The following is a 15,715-nucleotide window of genomic DNA, read 5'->3' as shown; positions in this document are numbered from 1 at the left end:
GTCAAGGGTCGGCGCAACGACCTCTGCGGCAATAAGTGGCGCAATAAACTGTAGCGCCCCTCGGCAACTTTGCTGATGGCACGACTGTCCTACTGACGTACCGTCTTGCTGCTCTTCCTGGGGAACCCCTGATGCTTCGATCATTGCGCCTCGCCGCCTTGCTGTGCGGCTCGCTCCTGGCTGCGGCCGCCTCGGCGCGGGACATAGACGCGGCCAGTTATGGCTATCCGTTGACCAACCCGTTCGAGGCGACCATCGCCACCACACCGCCCGAAGATCGTCCGACGCTGCCCAGCGACGAGGACATCGATCAGAAGGACTACAGCCTCAACCTGCGCCCGGAGCGCGCCTTCACCCTGCCCGACAACTTCTGGTCGGTGAAGAAGCTCAAGTACCGCATCGCCCGCCAGGACCACGCCGCGCCACTGATCTTCATCATCGCCGGCACCGGCGCGCCGTATTACTCGAGCATCAACGAATACCTGAAAAAGCTCTACTACCAGGCCGGCTACCACGTGGTGCAGTTGTCCTCGCCCACCAGCTGGGACTTCATGAGCGCCGCCTCGCGCTTCGCCACCCCCGGCGTCAGCCAGGAAGACGCCGAGGACCTGTACCGCGTGATGCAGGCGGTGCGTGCCCAGCATCCACGCCTGCCGGTGACCAGCTTCAACCTCACCGGCTACAGCCTCGGTGCCCTGGACGCAGCTTTCGTCAGCCGCCTGGACGAAACCCGGCGCAGCTTCAACTTCAAGAAAGTGCTGTTGCTCAACCCGCCGGTGAACCTGCTCACCTCGGTCAACAACCTCGACAAGCTGGTGCAGACCCGCGTCAAGGGCATCGACCGCAGCACCACCTTCTATGAACTGATGCTGGAAAAGCTCACCCGCTACTTCCAGGAGAAGGGCTTCGTCGACCTCAACGAGGCGCTGCTGTACGACTTCCAGAACTCGCGCCAGCACCTGTCCAACGAACAGATGGCCATGCTGATCGGCACCTCGTTCCGCTTCTCGGCGGCCGACATCGCCTTCACCTCCGACCTGATCAACCGCCGCGGCCTGATCATTCCGCCCAAATACCCGATCACCGAAGGCACCAGCCTCACGCCGTTCTTCAAACGCGCGCTGCAATGCGACTTCGAGTGCTACCTGAACGAGCAGGTGATTCCCATGTGGCGCGCCCGCAGCGATGGCAACAGCCTGCCGCAGCTGGTCGACCAGGTGAGCCTGTACGCACTGGCCGACTACCTGCACAACACGCCGAAAGTGGCGGTGATGCACAATGCCGACGACGTCATCCTCGGCCCGGGCGACATCGGCTTCCTGCGCAAGGTCTTCGGCGACCGCCTGACCCTCTACCCGCACGGCGGCCATTGCGGCAACCTCAACTACCGCGTCAACAGCGACGCCATGCTGGAGTTCTTCCGTGGTTAATCGACTGCTGATCGTCACCGCCCTGCTGCTCGCCAGCTCCGTCCAGGCCGCCGAAGTCGCGCCGCGCACCAGCGTGGTCGAAGCCGATGTGCTCGATACGCCGCACCACGTGCTCACGCCCGGCCCGGACGGTTTTCTCAACCCGCTGAGCGAGCTCAAGTTCAACCCCGGCCTGAACCAGCGCGAGTTCGAGCGTTCGACCCTGACGGCGTTGAACATCTATGACCCGCTGGAATCGATCAACCGGCGCATCTACCACTTCAACTACCGTTTCGACCAGTGGGTGCTGTTGCCGGCCGTGGACGGTTATCGCTACGTGACGCCGCACTTCGTGCGCACCGGCGTGACCAATTTCTTCAACAACCTGGGCGATGTGTCGAACCTGTTCAACAGCGTGCTGCAGCTCAAGGGCGAGCGCGCCGGGCAGATCACCGCGCGCTTGATGTTCAACACCATCATCGGTGTGGGCGGGCTATGGGACCCGGCGACCAAGATGGGCCTACCGCGCCAGAGCGAGGACTTCGGCCAGACCTTGGGCTTCTATGGCGTGCATGACGGGCCTTACATCATGTTGCCGATCTTCGGCCCGTCCAACCTGCGCGACACCACGGGGCTGGTGGTCGATTACGCCGGCGAGCAGTCGATCAACTACATGAACGTGCCGGAGGAGTCCAGCCGCCATCCGGAGATCTTCGCGCTGCGTGCGGTGGACAAGCGCTACAACACCAACTTCCGCTACGGCCAGCTCAACTCGCCGTTCGAGTACGAGAAGGTGCGCTACGTGTACACCCAATCGCGCAAGTTGCAGATCGCCGAATAACGCCCTACCCGAAAACGAACTAGGGAGCGCGATGCGCTCCCTAGTTCGTTTCAGCAGGCCTACCCTTCCCGATCGATGCCTGTCGTGCATCGAGCCGCATGCCCTCAGCGCTTCTTGCGTTTCTCGTACAACGGCGCCGCCCCTTCCGGGCGCGACTTGAAGCGGCGGTGTGCCCACAGGTATTGCTCCGGGCATTCGCTCAGCACGCCTTCGACCCACTGGTTGATGCGCAGGCAATCGGCCTCTTCGCTTTCTCCCGGGAAATCCGCCAGCGGTGGGTGCACCACCAATCGATAGCCGCTGCCATCGGCCAGACGCCGCTGGGTGAAGGGGATCACCCGCGCCTTGCCCAGACGCGCGAATTTGGTGGTGGCGGTGACCGTGGCGGCAGGGATGCCGAACAGCGGCACGAACAAGCTCTGCTTGGTGCCGTAGTCCTGATCGGGGGCGTACCAGATGGCGCGCCCGGCGCGCAGCAGCTTGAGCATGCCGCGGACGTCTTCGCGCTCTACTGCCAGCGAATCGAGGTTATGCCGCTCGCGACCGCTGCGCTGGATGAAATCGAACACCGGGTTGCCATGCTCGCGGTACATGCCGTCGATGGTGTGCACCTGGCCCAGCAAGGCGGCACCGATTTCCAGGGTGGTGAAATGCACGGCCATGAGAATCGCGCCCTGGCCGTCGCGCTGCGCCGCCTGCAGATGCTCCAGGCCCTCGATGTGGGCGAGCTTGGCCAGGCGTGCCTTGGGCCACCACCAGCTCATGGCCATTTCGAAGAAGGCGATGCCGGTGGAGGCGAAGTTTTCCTTGAGCAGGCGCTGCCGCTCGTCGCTCGAATACTGTGGAAAGCACAGCTCCAGGTTGCGTGCGGCGATGCGCCGACGTTCGCCGGCCACGCGGTACATGACCGCGCCCAGCGCCCGGCCAATGGCCAGCAGCGCCCGATAGGGCAACTGCACGATCAGCCACAGCACGCCCAGACCCAGCCACAAGGCCCAGAACCTGGGATGAAGAAATGCGGTGCGAAAACGCGGACGATCCATTACAGCTTCCGGCAAGACGAAGGCCGGGCATTCTACAACCTTTGCCACCGGTTGCGGCCCATCGCGGTTTCTCGCTATAAGTCAGGGCACTTTTTCCGTAACAAGCCGTCTATGCAGACCATGAGCCTGAACCAGACCCCCGACACCTCCGCCGCCTTCCAGCTAAAGGGCAGCATGCTGGCCATCACCGTGCTGGAACTGGCGCGCAACGACCTGGATGCACTCGACCGGCAATTGGCGGCGAAAGTGGCCCTGGCGCCGAACTTCTTCAGCAACACGCCACTAGTGTTGGCGCTGGACAAGTTGCCCGCCAGCGCCGGCCCGCTCGACCTGCCGGCCCTGATGCGCATCTGCCGCCACCACGGCCTGCGCACCCTGGCCCTGCGTGCCAACCGCATCGAAGACATCGCCGCGGCCATCGCCATCGACCTGCCGGTGCTGCCGCCGTCGGGCGCCCGCGAGCGGCCGATCGAACCCGAGCCGGAGGTGAAGAAACCCGAACCGCCGCCCGTGGTCGTGACGCTGGAGCCGGAAATACGCGCCACGCGCATCATTACCGCGCCCGTGCGCGGCGGCCAGCAGATATACGCCCAAGGCGGCGACCTGGTGGTCACCACCTCGGTCAGCCCGGGCGCGGAACTTCTCGCCGACGGCAACATCCATGTGTACGGCGCCATGCGCGGCCGTGCGCTAGCCGGTATCAAGGGCAATACCCGCGCCCGTATCTTCTGCCAGCAGATGACCGCCGAGATGGTTTCCATCGCCGGCCAATACCGCGTTTCCGAAGACTTGCGCCGCGATCCACTGTGGGGGACGAGCGTACAAGTCAGTCTCAGTGGAGATGTGTTGAACATCACCCGTCTTTGATCGATACTTGCCGGCATTTTTAACGAACACTCTATATAGCAACTTATTCATCGTTGCCATTTTCTGTATTTACAGGGACACCGGTCCCATTTATTTAGGGGTGAGATACCTTGTCCAAAATTATCGTGGTGACTTCCGGCAAAGGGGGTGTGGGGAAGACCACCACCAGCGCCGCTATCGGTACCGGCCTCGCGATGCGTGGACACAGGACCGTCATCGTCGACTTCGACGTCGGCCTGCGTAACCTCGACCTGATCATGGGCTGCGAGCGCCGCGTGGTGTACGACTTCGTCAACGTGGTCAACAACGAGGCCAACCTTCAACAGGCCCTGATCAAGGACAAACGCCTCGAGAACCTGTTCATCCTCGCCGCGAGCCAGACCCGCGACAAGGACGCCCTGACCCAGGAAGGCGTCGAGCGCGTACTCAACGAGTTGAAGGAGAACTTCGACTATGTGATTTGCGACTCCCCCGCCGGGATCGAAAAGGGCGCGCACTTGGCGATGTACTTCGCCGACGAAGCCATCGTGGTGACCAACCCCGAAGTGTCTTCGGTTCGCGACTCCGACCGCATGCTGGGCCTGCTTTCGAGCAAGTCGCGGCGCTCGGAAAATGGCGAGGAGCCGATCAAGGAACACCTGCTGATCACCCGCTACCATCCAGAGCGCGTGGAAAAGGGCGAAATGCTCAGCGTGGCCGACGTCGAGGAAATCCTCTCGATCAAACTCAAGGGTGTGATCCCCGAGTCCCAGGCCGTGCTCAAGGCGTCCAACAGCGGCAACCCGGTCATCCTCGACGACCAGAGCGATGCAGGCCAGGCCTATAGCGATACAGTCGACCGTCTTCTGGGCAAAGAAAAGCCTCTGCGGTTCATCGAAGCGCCGAAGCAAGGATTCTTCGCGCGCCTGTTCGGAGGCAAATAAACCATGAACCTTTTTGACTTCTTTCGTGGCAGGCAGAAAACCACCAGCGCGTCGGTAGCGAAAGAGCGTCTACAGATCATCGTGGCGCACGAGCGCGGTCAGCGCAGTACCCCGGACTACCTGCCTGCCCTGCAACAGGAGCTGGTCGAGGTGATCCGCAAATACGTCAACATCGGCAGCGACGATGTGCAGGTGGCCTTGGAGAACCAGGGCAACTGTTCGATTCTCGAACTCAACATCACCTTGCCCGAACGCTGATCGCACCTCGAGGGGAGCGGCCCAGCGTCGCCCCGGCAGTTGTCACCGCGCCGTAACGGGTTGCTCCATAACGGGCAGCCCCATAACGGGTATAGTGGCGAGCTGACCGGGGAGACGCTGCGCCGCTCCCCTTCCGTTTCCGCCCTCTGCCAACGCCCGTTGGCCTCTGCCGAGAGCCCGTAATGCCGCTGTCGAACGTCCAGATCCTCCACGAAGACGCCGCCATCCTGGTGATCAACAAACCCACCTTGCTGCTGTCGGTGCCGGGCCGTGCCGACGACAACAAGGACTGCCTGATCACCCGCCTGCAGGAGAACGGCTACCCCGACGCATTGATCGTGCATCGGTTGGATTGGGAAACCTCCGGCATCATCCTGTTGGCCCGCGATGCCGCCAGCCACCGCGAACTGTCGCGGCAATTCCACGACCGTGAAACGGAGAAGGCCTACACCGCACTGTGCTGGGGCCAGCCGGCGCTGGACAGCGGCAGCATCGACCTGCCGCTGCGCTACGACCCGCCGACCAAACCGCGCCATGTGGTGGACCACGAGCAAGGCAAGCACGCCCTGACCTTCTGGCGTGTGCTGGAACGCCATGGCGACCACTGCCGTGTCGAACTCACGCCCATCACCGGCCGCTCTCACCAGTTGCGCGTGCACATGCTGTCGATCGGCCATCCGCTTCTGGGGGATCGGCTGTACGCCAACCCCGAAGCCCTGGCCGCCCATGAGCGCCTGTGCCTGCATGCCAGCCTGTTGCGCTTCACCCATCCGCAAAGCGGCGAGCGCTTGAGCTTCGAGTGCCCCGCCCCGTTCTGACCTCAGGTAGATCTCCCCGTGCCAGTTTTCCTGCGTTGCCTGACCTTGCTGCTGATGCTGTTCGTCGTACCGGCCCAGGCGGCCGGATTGCCTGGGCTGCTGGGTAGCGGCAGCAGCAGCTCGCAGCAACCCGAAGCCAGCGAACCGCTGGGCAAGTCGCTCGACGAGGTGATCAAGAACCTCGAGAACGATCAGCAGCGCGCCAGGCTGCTCACCGACCTGAAGAAACTGCGCGACGCAACGCGCCATGCGCAGCCCACCGTCGAGCAAGGGGTGCTGGGCCTGATCACCGGTGCGCTGCACGATTTCGAAGCGCAGTTCAGCGGCGAGGCCAGCCCGTTCCTGCGCTGGTCCCAGGAGTTCGAGCAGGCCAAGGCGGAACTGGTCGAGCGTGTAGTGCCGATGCAGCAATGGCCGGCCATCCTGTTCGGCTTCGCGGCCGTGATCGCCCTGTGGAGCCTGTTGGCCTATGCCTTCAACTGGGTGAGCCACCGCGTACGGCTGCGCTTCGGCCTGAGCGAAGAACTGCCGCAACACCCGCGCACCTGGGACCTGGTGCGCTTTGCCCTGCGCAAGCTCGGGCCCTGGTTGGTGGCGCTGATCTTCACGGTCTACCTGAGCCTGGTGCTGCCCTCTTCGGTGGGCAAGTCGCTGGCCATGGTGCTGGCCTATGCCCTGGTGGTCGGCACCTGTTTCTCGGCCATCTGCGTGATCGCCTTTTCCCTGCTCGACGGGCCGCACCGCCACCGCGCGCTGCACATCCTGCGCCACCGCGCCTTCAACCCCTTGTGGCTGATCGGCAGCTTCGCCGCTTTCGGCGAGGCGATGAGCGACCCGCGCCTGACCACCGCGCTGGGCACGCATCTGGCGCACACCATCGCCACGCTCGCCAACGTGCTGGCGGCGCTGTGCACGGGGCTGTTCATCCTGCGCTTCCGCCGGCCCATCGCCCACCTGATCCGCAACCAGCCGCTGTCGCGGCGCCTGACCCGCCGTACCCTGAGCGACACCATCGAGATCCTCGGCAGCTTCTGGTACCTGCCAGCACTGGTGCTGGTGGGTATCTCGCTGTTCGCCACCTTCGTCTCCGCAGGCGACACCAGCACGGCCCTGCGCCAGTCGCTGGTGTGCACCGTGCTGCTGGTGGTGTGCATGGTACTCAACGGCCTGGTACGCCGGCACGCCGCCAAGTCGGCGCTCAAGCAGCGGCGCCACGCGGTGTATGCCGAACGCCTGATGAGCTTCGGCTACGCCCTGGCGCACCTGTTCATCTGGCTGGTGTTCATCGAGCTGGGCCTGCGCGTATGGGGCCTGTCGATGCTGCGCTTCGCCGACGGCGAGGGCCACGACATCAGCATGCGTCTGCTGGGCCTGGCCACTACGTTGATCGTCGCCTGGCTGGTATGGATTCTGGCCGACACCGCCGTGCACCACGCCCTGGTGCGCTCGCGGCGGGGCATGGCCAACGCCCGTGCGCAGACCATGATGCCGCTGATCCGCAACGTGCTGTTCGTGGCCATCGCCATCATCGCCTTGATCGTGGCCCTGGCCAACATGGGCATGAACGTCACGCCGCTGCTGGCCGGTGCCGGTGTGATCGGTCTGGCCATCGGCTTCGGTGCGCAGTCGCTGGTGGCCGACCTGATCACGGGCCTGTTCATCATCATCGAAGACTCGCTGGCCATCGACGACTACGTCGACGTCGGTGGCCACCTCGGCACCGTCGAGGGGCTGACCATCCGTACCGTGCGCCTGCGCGACATCGACGGCATCGTGCACACCATCCCGTTCAGCGAAATCAAGAGCATCAAGAACTACTCGCGCGAGTTCGGCTACGCCATCTTCCGCATCGCCGTGCCGCACAGCATGAGCATCGACACGGCCCTGACGCTGATCCGCGAAGTCGGGCAGAAGATGCGTAACGACCCGCTGATGCGCCGCAACATCTGGTCGCCGCTGGAATTCCAGGGGGTGGAAAGCTTCGAGTCGGGCTCGGCCATCCTGCGCGCGCGTTTCAAGACGGCGCCGATCAAGCAGTGGGAAGTGTCGCGGGCATTCAACCTGGCACTCAAGCGCGAGCTCGACCAACAGGGCCTGGACCTGGCCACGCCGCGCCTGTCGGTGCAGGTGGTCACGGCCGGCGGTGAGCAGGCGCAGCCCCAGGCGCCGGTGACAGTCACGGAGTGACATGGGCGCGCAGGCGGATGGCGTCGTGCCGCCAATATTCCAGATCGCAGTCGATCAGCCGGCCGTGCTGATCGCTGTTGCGGCGCACGACCTGTAGGCCGGCGCTGCCGCCCGACACACGCAAGGCGCTGGCCGCCGCCGCCGGCAAGGCCGTGGGCAGGATCTCGAAGTCCACGAGACCGTAGTGGATGCCGTACTGGCTCGCATAGAGCCAAGTCAGCGACTGGTTCAGGTCGAGCGCGAGAATGCCCGGGAAATACAGCGGGTTGAGGTAGTGCTCGGCATACAGCACGGCGCGCCCGTCGATGCGCCGCAACCTGCAGATACGCACCACGCTCGACAGCGGCGGCAATTGCAGGCGCGCGCAGATCGCCGCCGAGGCCGGTTGCAGGCAAGCCGACAACAGCTCGGTGGTCGGGCTGCGTCCCTGCCCTTGCACCATGGCGTGGAAATGGCTGCGCTTGATCAGGTCGTAGGTCAGCCGTGGCGGCGCGACGAACCAACCGCGCCGCTCCTCCCGGTAGATCAACCCCTTGGCCTCCAGTTGCACCAGCGCTTCGCGTAGGGTGATGCGGGTGGTGGCGAACACTTCGCTCAAACGGCGCTCGCCCGGCAACTGCTCGCCCGCCGCCAGCAGACCCTGTTCGATCTGCTCCTGCAGGGCATGGCAGATGGTTGTTACCGCGCGTGGTGGCGATGGATGCATCACAAGTTACCTTCCTGGACTAGTCCAGCACCTCGATGGGGCCGCTGGCGGACCCTGTCAGCCTAGGCAGGGGGCATGAACAAGCTGTGACAGGCCCTAGCTCCACCCCTCGTCATCTGGCATCGCAACGCCACAGCCTAGTCTACGCTTGAGCTCCAGGGCGCCCGCCCATGCAGCTCGGCTGCCCCGCTACATCAAACTGTCACGCACAGGGCCTACCTTGGCCCGAGAGTTGCTGACCTAGACCACTCTGTTCGCAAGCACGCTGTCCTTCGACATTGAATGCACCGCATCCACCAAGGAGCTTCGGATGAAACAGTTCTTCATGGCCTCACTGCTGGGCGCGAGCATCGCCCTGTGCACCTCGGCGATGGCCGCGGACACCGACCTGAAAACCCTGGAAGACGCCGCCCGCAAGGAAGGCGCCCTCAACAGCGTGGGCATGCCAGATGCCTGGGCCAACTGGAAAGGCACCTGGGACGACCTGGCACAGAAGTACGGCCTCAAGCACAGCGACACCGACATGAGCTCGGCCCAGGAAATCGCCAAGTTCGACGCCGAGAAGGACAACGCCAGCGCCGACATCGGCGACGTGGGCGCAGCCTTCGGCCCCATTGCCCTGGCCAAGGGCGTGACCCAGCCCTACAAGCCCAGCACCTGGGAACAGATCCCGACCTGGGCCAAGGACCAGGACGGCCACTGGGCGCTGGCCTACACCGGCACCATCGCGTTCATCATCAACAAGGACCTGGTCAAGGAAGACCAGCGGCCCACCACTTGGCACGACCTGGAAAAGGGCACCTACAAGGTCGCCATCGGTGACGTCGGCACCGCGGCCCAAGCCGCCAACGGCGTGCTGGCGGCCGCCATCGCCTACAAGGGCGACGAAAGCAACGTCGAGCCTGGCCTGCAACTGTTCACCAAGCTAGCCCAGCAGAAGCGCCTGTCACTGGCCAACCCGACCATCCAAACCCTGGAGAAGGGCGAGGTGGAAGTGGGCGTGGTGTGGGACTTCAACGGCCTGAGCTACCGCGACCAGATCGACCCCAAGCGTTTCGAAGTGCTGATTCCGTCCGATGGCTCGATCACCTCGGGCTACACCACGATCATCAACAAGTACGCGAAGAACCCCAACGCCGCCAAGCTTGCGCGCGAGTACATCTTCAGCGACGCCGGCCAGACCAACCTGGCGCGCGGCCACGCCCGCCCCATCCGCGCCGAGCACCTGAAGCTGCCCGAGGACGTACAGGCCAAGCTGCTGCCCAACGAGCAGTACGCCCCCGCGCAACCGATCAAGAACGCCGAAGCCTGGGAGCGCACGTCCAAAGCGCTGCCGCAGAAGTGGCAGGAGCAGGTCATCGTCGAAATGGAGTGACACTCGCCTGACCCCGGGGGTGCCTGCTGGCACCTTCGGCCCGCCCTGGTTCGGAGCCCCGCATGAAACACAACGTCATCCTGGTACTGCTCGACGGCCTCAACTACCAGGTCGCCCAGCACGCCATGGGCCACCTGCATGCCTACGTCGAAGCCGGCCGCGCCGCGCTGTACCGCCTGGAGTGCGAACTGCCGTCGCTGTCGCGCCCTTTGTACGAATGCATCCTCACCGGCACCGCGCCCATCGACAGCGGCATCGTGCACAACCAGATCAGGCGCCTGTCCAACCAGCGCAGCGTGTTCCACTATGCCCGCGAGGCCAACCTGGGCACGGCCGCAGCGGCCTACCACTGGGTCAGCGAGCTGTACAACCGCTCGCCGTTCGACCCGCAGCGCGATCGCCACACCCACGCGCCGAAGCTGCCGATTCAGCACGGCCTGTTCTATTACGCCGACCATTACCCCGACTCGCACCTGCTGGCCGACGCCGAATACCTGCGCCGCCGCCACGCACCGAATTTTCTGCTGGTCCATCCGATGGGCATCGACGATGCCGGCCACCAGCATGGCCTGGACAGCAGCCAGTACCGCAACGCCGCGCGCAGCCTGGACATCCTGCTGGCCGACTACCTGCCGCGCTGGCTCGAAGAGGGTTATCAGGTGCTGGTCACCGCCGACCACGGCATGAACAACGACCGTTCGCACAACGGCCTGCTGGCCGAAGAGCGCGAAGTGCCGCTGTTCGTCTTTGGCGAAGGCTTCAGCCTCGATCCCAACGCCCGACCCGAGCAGACCGAACTGTGCGGCACCCTCTGCGAACTGCTCGGTGCGGCGCACGACAAACCCCTGTGCCGGGCGCTGCTGCGATGAGCGCCCGGCCCAAGGGGCGCTACCTCGCACTGCTCTGCCTGCTACCGTTCGCCGTGTTCTTCTTGGTGTTCCAGATCGCGCCGCTGGTCTGGGTGGCGCTCAACAGCCTGCATGGCGAAGCCGGTTGGGGGCTGGACAATTTCAACAAGGTGTTCAGCTCCAAGTTCTACCTGCAAGCGCTGCAACGCAGCCTGGAGATCAGCCTGTGGTCGAGCCTGTTCGGCCTGATCATCGCGGTGCTGGGCGCCTACTCGCTGCGCCAGGTCGATTCGCGCCTGCGCGACTTCGTCAGCGCCTTCGCCAACATGACCAGCAACTTCGCCGGCGTACCCCTAGCCTTCGCCTTCGTCATCCTGCTCGGGTTCAATGGCGCGCTGACCTTGCTGCTCAAGCAGATCGGCCTGCTGGACGACTTCAGCATCTACTCCAAGACCGGGTTGATCCTGGTGTACACCTACTTCCAGATTCCCCTGGGGGTGCTGCTGCTCTACCCGGCCTTCGACGCCTTGCGCGAAGACTGGCGCGAATCGGCCGCCTTGCTCGGCGCCAACGGCTGGCAGTACTGGCGCCACATTGGCCTGCCGGTGCTGACCCCGGCGCTGCTCGGCACCTTCGTCATCCTGCTGGCCAACGCCCTGGGCGCCTACGCCACGGTGTACGCGCTGACCACCGGCAACTTCAACGTGCTGCCGATCCGCATCGCCGCGCTGGTGGCCGGCGACATCAGCCTCGACCCGAACCTGGCCAGCGCCCTGGCGATGGTGCTGGTGGGCTTGATGACGGTGGTCACGGTGGCCCATCAATGGCTGTTACGCAGGAGCTACCATGCGCGCTGAACCTGGCAAGGGCGGGCTTTACCACCGCGTGGTGGTGTACCTGCTGTTCACCCTGCTGCTGTTGCCGCTGGCTGGCACGCTGCTGTACTCGCTGGCCACCAGCTGGTCGGCGAGCCTGCTGCCCAGCGGGCTGACCTTCAAGTGGTACGTGGCGCTATGGAGCGAGCCGCGCTTCCTGGCGGCCTTCGGCCAGTCGCTACTGGTGTGCCTGGGTGCGCTGCTGCTGTCGGTGGTGCTGATCCTGCCGCTGCTGTTCGTGGTGCACTACCACTTCCCGCGCCTGGACGGGCTGATGAACGTGCTGATCCTGCTGCCGTTCGCGGTGCCGCCGGTGGTGTCGTCGGTGGGCCTGCTACAACTGTACGGCAGCGGCCCGCTGGCCATGGTCGGCACGCCATGGATCCTGATCGGCTGCTACTTCACCATCGCCCTGCCCTTCATGTACCGGGCCATCACCAACAACCTGCAGGCGATCAACCTGCGCGACCTGATGGACGCCGCACAACTGCTGGGCGCCAGCACCTGGCAGGCGGCCTGGCTGGTGGTGCTGCCCAACCTGCGCAAAGGTCTGATGGTGGCGTTGCTGCTGTCGTTCTCGTTCCTGTTCGGGGAATTCGTGTTCGCCAACCTGCTGGTCGGCACCCGCTACGAAACCCTGCAGGTGTACCTCAACAACATGCGCAACAGCAGCGGCCACTTCAACAGTGCGCTGGTGATTTCCTACTTCAGCTTCGTGCTGGTGATGACCTGGATCGCCAACCGTTTGAACAAGGACAAGACCTGAATGAGCTTCGTCAGCGTGCAGCACCTGCACAAACGCTATGCCAACAGCACCGTGTTCGACGACATCAATTGCGAGATCGCCCGCGGCGAGTTCGTCACCCTGCTCGGCCCCTCCGGGTGTGGCAAGTCCACCCTGTTGCGCTGCATCGCCGGCCTCACGCCAGTGGACGGCGGGCGCATTCTGCTCGACGGCCAGGACCTGGTGCCGGTCAGCCCGCAGAAGCGCGGCATCGGCATGGTCTTCCAAAGCTATGCGCTGTTTCCCAACATGACGGTCGAACAGAACGTCGCCTTCGGCCTGCGCATGCAAAAGGTCGCCGGCGACGCCAGCCGCCAGCGCGTGCGCGAAGCGCTGGAACTGGTCGAGCTGGGCACGTTCGCCGGTCGTTATCCGCACCAGTTGTCCGGTGGGCAATGCCAGCGCGTGGCTTTGGCGCGTTCGCTGGTCACCCGCCCGCGCCTGCTGCTGCTCGACGAGCCGCTGTCGGCCCTGGATGCGCGCATCCGCAAGCATTTGCGCGAACAGATCCGCGCCATCCAGCGCGAGCTGGGCCTGACCACGATCTTCGTCACTCACGACCAGGAAGAGGCGCTGACGATGTCGGACCGCATCTTCCTCATGAACCAGGGCCGCATCGTGCAGAGCGGCGATGCCGAAACGCTGTACACCGCCCCGGTCGATGCATTCGCCGCAGGCTTCATCGGCAACTACAACCTGCTCGACGCCGAGGCCGCCAGTCGCCTGCTGCAACGCCCGGTGCAGAGTCGCCTGGCCATTCGCCCGGAAGCCATCAGCCTGGGCGATGGCGGCGCGCTGGATGCCCTGATCCGCAGCCACAGCCTGCTGGGCAACGTCGTTCGCTACCGCGTGCTGATTCGAGAGGTGGAGCTGGTGGTGGATGTGCTCAACCGTTCGGCCGCCGATCTGCACGAGGACGGTAAGCGGGTATCCTTGTCCATCGATCCCGCATCGCTGCGCGAAGTGGCTTAGGTTTGGCAGGGATGGCGCTTTGCGCGCACAGACGACTTCCACACGCATTCGAGGAATTTTTCATACATGGCGTTGGCAATATTCGATCTCGACGAAACACTCATCCACGGTGACTGCTCGGCGCTATGGTGCGTGCAGATGGCAAGGCTGGGTTGGGTCGACGACGCATTCCTGCGTCGCGATGCGCAACTTCAGGAGGCCTATGGCAAAGGCCACTTGCGCATGGAGGAGTACATGGCCTTCAGCCTGGAACCCATCGCCGGGCGCACGCTGGAAGAAATCGAGCACTTGGTGCAGCCTTGGGTCGAAGAGGTCATCGAGCCGATCATCTTCGGCGACGCCTGCCGCTGCATCGCCGAACACCGCCAGGCCGGCGATCGGGTGCTGATCATCTCGGCGTCGGGCGCGCACCTGGTCGGGCCGATCGCGCAGCGCTTGGGTGTCGAGGAATATCTGGCCATCGACCTGGAGACGGCCAATGGCGTGTACACGGGCAACACCCGGGGCGAACTGAGCTATCGAGAAGGCAAAGTCACGCGGTTGATGGCCTGGCTGGACCAGGAACAGGAAAACCTCGAAGGGGCGAGTTTCTACTCCGATTCGCGCAACGACCTGCCGCTGTTGCTGCGCGTCGACCACCCGCGGGCGGTCAACCCCGACGCGGTGTTGCGCGAGCATGCGCAGACCAACGGCTGGCCCATACTCGACTGGAGCTGACCGCGTCATCCAGCCTCGATGCCTGGCCCGCCGAAGCGACGGGCCAGGTCGATGCGGCGATCAGCTCAAGGACGGATCGACCACCACCACCAGCTTGCCCGACACCTGGTTGCTTTCGAGTTCGGCATAGGCCGCTTCGGCGAAGGCAATCGGGTAGGTGTCGACCAGTTGCGGGCTCAAGCGGCCTTCGCTGAACAGCGGCCAGACCTGCAGACGCAGGTCGCTCAGCAACTGCGCCTTGAACTCGTCGCTACGGTTGCGCAAGGTGGAGCCGGTGATCTGCAAGCGCTTGCTCAGCACCTTGGCCAGGTCGAACTCGGCCTTGCGTCCACTCATCAGGCCGATGATCACCCAGCGCCCGTCGCGTGCCAGCAGGTCCAGGTTCATGTCCACGTAGCCCGCGCCCACTGGGTCGAGCACCACGTCGAACGGCCCTAGCTCGTTCAGGGCGTCGAGGTTCTCGTTGCGCACCACGCCGCCACTGGCACCCAGCGACTCGCAATACGCCAGACGCTGCGCCGAACCGACGCTGACCCACAATGGGTTGCCGAATGCCTTGCACAGCTGGATGGCCGCCGAACCCACACCACTGGCCCCGGCGTGCACCAGCACCTTCTCACCGGCTTGCAGCCCCGCCAGCTGGAACAGGTTGAGCCAAGCGGTGGCATACACCTCGGGGATCGCTGCGGCCTCGTGCAGGCTCAGCCCTTCGGGTACCGGCAGCACGTGCCGGGCATCGACCACCACTTCTTCGGCCATGCCGCCACCGGCCAGCAGCGCACAGACGCGCTCGCCGACGATGAAATCGACACCTGCGCCGACCTCTTCGATCACGCCTGCACACTCCAGGCCCAGGTAGGGGCTCGCACCCGGCGGTGGCGGGTAATTGCCTGCTTTTTGCAGCAGGTCGGCGCGGTTCAATCCCGCAGCCGCCACGCGAATGCGTACTTGCCCTGCGTCACAGGTGGGACGCGGCGCGTCCACCCAAGCTACGTGTCCGTCAACGCCTTGCAATGCCTTCACAGTGCCTCCATAGTTGATTCATGACTGAGCCCGCGGCGCCACGCCGCGGGCTTTTTGCAGTATTTGTCC

The 15,715-nt window shown here is 64.4% G+C and carries 16 protein-coding genes; 13 read left to right on the top strand and 3 right to left on the bottom strand.

Annotation, left to right across the window (positions count from 1 at the left end; all coding sequences use genetic code 11):
- The first annotated feature begins 131 nt into the window (after positions 1-131).
- Together ACSMEV_RS09385 and ACSMEV_RS09380 are read left to right on the top strand one after the other, a co-directional pair.
- Positions 132-1,430: a serine/threonine protein kinase gene (locus tag ACSMEV_RS09385; RefSeq protein WP_296265088.1), complete on the top strand. Its 1,299-nt coding sequence runs from the start codon at positions 132-134 to the stop codon at positions 1,428-1,430.
- Positions 1,423-2,250 (top strand): MlaA family lipoprotein, encoded by an 828-nt coding sequence (locus ACSMEV_RS09380; RefSeq protein WP_459208143.1) that lies wholly within the window; start codon positions 1,423-1,425, stop codon positions 2,248-2,250. Before ACSMEV_RS09385 ends, ACSMEV_RS09380 begins: the two co-directional genes overlap by 8 nt.
- Positions 2,251-2,354: 104 nt before the next feature.
- Here the strand turns inward: ACSMEV_RS09380 and ACSMEV_RS09375 are convergent, their stop codons facing one another.
- Positions 2,355-3,293, bottom strand: coding sequence for a lipid A biosynthesis lauroyl acyltransferase (locus tag ACSMEV_RS09375; RefSeq protein WP_459208142.1), 939 nt, complete (start codon positions 3,291-3,293; stop codon positions 2,355-2,357).
- Positions 3,294-3,404: 111 nt separating this feature from the next.
- Here ACSMEV_RS09375 and minC point away from each other — a divergent pair, with 111 nt between their 5' ends.
- The 5 genes from minC to ACSMEV_RS09350 all read left to right on the top strand — a co-directional run bounded on the left by minC (position 3,405) and on the right by ACSMEV_RS09350 (position 8,346).
- Positions 3,405-4,160, top strand: a complete 756-nt coding sequence (gene minC, locus ACSMEV_RS09370) for a septum site-determining protein MinC (protein WP_459208141.1) — start codon at positions 3,405-3,407, stop codon at positions 4,158-4,160.
- A 110-nt stretch (positions 4,161-4,270) separates the two neighbouring features.
- Entirely contained in the window at positions 4,271-5,083 is an 813-nt protein-coding gene (gene minD / locus ACSMEV_RS09365) for a septum site-determining protein MinD (protein WP_459208140.1), read from the top strand.
- Positions 5,084-5,086: 3 nt separating this feature from the next.
- Entirely contained in the window at positions 5,087-5,341 is a 255-nt protein-coding gene (gene minE, locus ACSMEV_RS09360; protein WP_296265080.1) for a cell division topological specificity factor MinE, read from the top strand.
- A gap of 182 nt (positions 5,342-5,523) precedes the next feature.
- The gene (locus tag ACSMEV_RS09355; RefSeq protein ID WP_459208139.1) at positions 5,524-6,159 is read left to right on the top strand and encodes an RluA family pseudouridine synthase; all 636 of its coding nucleotides are present in this window, start codon (positions 5,524-5,526) and stop codon (positions 6,157-6,159) included.
- A gap of 18 nt (positions 6,160-6,177) precedes the next feature.
- Positions 6,178-8,346 carry a mechanosensitive ion channel family protein gene (locus tag ACSMEV_RS09350; protein ID WP_459208138.1) on the top strand — a complete coding sequence of 723 codons (2,169 nt, stop codon included), beginning with the start codon at positions 6,178-6,180 and terminating at the stop codon, positions 8,344-8,346.
- On the opposite strand, the gene ACSMEV_RS09345 is transcribed toward ACSMEV_RS09350, so the two are convergent.
- Positions 8,336-9,052: a UTRA domain-containing protein gene (locus tag ACSMEV_RS09345; RefSeq protein WP_459208137.1), complete on the bottom strand. Its 717-nt coding sequence runs from the start codon at positions 9,050-9,052 to the stop codon at positions 8,336-8,338. The two genes, ACSMEV_RS09350 and ACSMEV_RS09345, sit on opposite strands and share 11 nt — an antisense overlap.
- 310 nt (positions 9,053-9,362) lie before the next feature.
- Here ACSMEV_RS09345 and ACSMEV_RS09340 point away from each other — a divergent pair, with 310 nt between their 5' ends.
- From ACSMEV_RS09340 to ACSMEV_RS09315, 6 genes are all read left to right on the top strand, one after another.
- Positions 9,363-10,427, top strand: a complete 1,065-nt coding sequence (locus ACSMEV_RS09340) for an ABC transporter substrate-binding protein (RefSeq protein WP_459208136.1) — start codon at positions 9,363-9,365, stop codon at positions 10,425-10,427.
- A gap of 62 nt (positions 10,428-10,489) precedes the next feature.
- Positions 10,490-11,296: an alkaline phosphatase family protein gene (locus tag ACSMEV_RS09335; protein ID WP_459208135.1), complete on the top strand. Its 807-nt coding sequence runs from the start codon at positions 10,490-10,492 to the stop codon at positions 11,294-11,296.
- Positions 11,293-12,132 (top strand): ABC transporter permease, encoded by an 840-nt coding sequence (locus ACSMEV_RS09330; protein WP_459208134.1) that lies wholly within the window; start codon positions 11,293-11,295, stop codon positions 12,130-12,132. The genes ACSMEV_RS09335 and ACSMEV_RS09330 overlap by 4 nt, the downstream gene beginning before the upstream one ends.
- Positions 12,122-12,916: an ABC transporter permease gene (locus ACSMEV_RS09325; protein WP_459208133.1), complete on the top strand. Its 795-nt coding sequence runs from the start codon at positions 12,122-12,124 to the stop codon at positions 12,914-12,916. Before ACSMEV_RS09330 ends, ACSMEV_RS09325 begins: the two co-directional genes overlap by 11 nt.
- A complete protein-coding gene (locus ACSMEV_RS09320) occupies positions 12,917-13,906 on the top strand; it encodes an ABC transporter ATP-binding protein (RefSeq protein WP_459208132.1) in 990 nt (329 codons plus the stop codon).
- 66 nt (positions 13,907-13,972) lie between these two features.
- Positions 13,973-14,623, top strand: coding sequence for an HAD family hydrolase (locus tag ACSMEV_RS09315; RefSeq protein ID WP_459208131.1), 651 nt, complete (start codon positions 13,973-13,975; stop codon positions 14,621-14,623).
- Positions 14,624-14,683: 60 nt separating this feature from the next.
- Here the strand turns inward: ACSMEV_RS09315 and ACSMEV_RS09310 are convergent, their stop codons facing one another.
- Positions 14,684-15,646, bottom strand: a complete 963-nt coding sequence (locus ACSMEV_RS09310) for an NAD(P)H-quinone oxidoreductase (protein WP_459208130.1) — start codon at positions 15,644-15,646, stop codon at positions 14,684-14,686.
- Positions 15,647-15,715: the final 69 nt, after the last annotated feature.

The organism is Pseudomonas sp. MLB6B (genome assembly GCF_054508135.1).
This window is presented reverse-complemented; position numbering and strand designations above follow the sequence as displayed.

Coding starts and splice junctions, on each gene's coding strand:
- ACSMEV_RS09345 (WP_459208137.1), bottom strand. CDS start 9,052: ATGCATCCATCGCCACCACGCGCGGTAACAACCATCTGCCATGCCCTG.
- ACSMEV_RS09355 (WP_459208139.1), top strand. CDS start 5,524: ATGCCGCTGTCGAACGTCCAGATCCTCCACGAAGACGCCGCCATCCTG.
- ACSMEV_RS09375 (WP_459208142.1), bottom strand. CDS start 3,293: ATGGATCGTCCGCGTTTTCGCACCGCATTTCTTCATCCCAGGTTCTGG.
- ACSMEV_RS09330 (WP_459208134.1), top strand. CDS start 11,293: ATGAGCGCCCGGCCCAAGGGGCGCTACCTCGCACTGCTCTGCCTGCTA.
- minE (WP_296265080.1), top strand. CDS start 5,087: ATGAACCTTTTTGACTTCTTTCGTGGCAGGCAGAAAACCACCAGCGCG.
- ACSMEV_RS09320 (WP_459208132.1), top strand. CDS start 12,917: ATGAGCTTCGTCAGCGTGCAGCACCTGCACAAACGCTATGCCAACAGC.
- ACSMEV_RS09315 (WP_459208131.1), top strand. CDS start 13,973: ATGGCGTTGGCAATATTCGATCTCGACGAAACACTCATCCACGGTGAC.
- ACSMEV_RS09325 (WP_459208133.1), top strand. CDS start 12,122: ATGCGCGCTGAACCTGGCAAGGGCGGGCTTTACCACCGCGTGGTGGTG.
- ACSMEV_RS09385 (WP_296265088.1), top strand. CDS start 132: ATGCTTCGATCATTGCGCCTCGCCGCCTTGCTGTGCGGCTCGCTCCTG.
- minC (WP_459208141.1), top strand. CDS start 3,405: ATGCAGACCATGAGCCTGAACCAGACCCCCGACACCTCCGCCGCCTTC.
- ACSMEV_RS09335 (WP_459208135.1), top strand. CDS start 10,490: ATGAAACACAACGTCATCCTGGTACTGCTCGACGGCCTCAACTACCAG.
- ACSMEV_RS09340 (WP_459208136.1), top strand. CDS start 9,363: ATGAAACAGTTCTTCATGGCCTCACTGCTGGGCGCGAGCATCGCCCTG.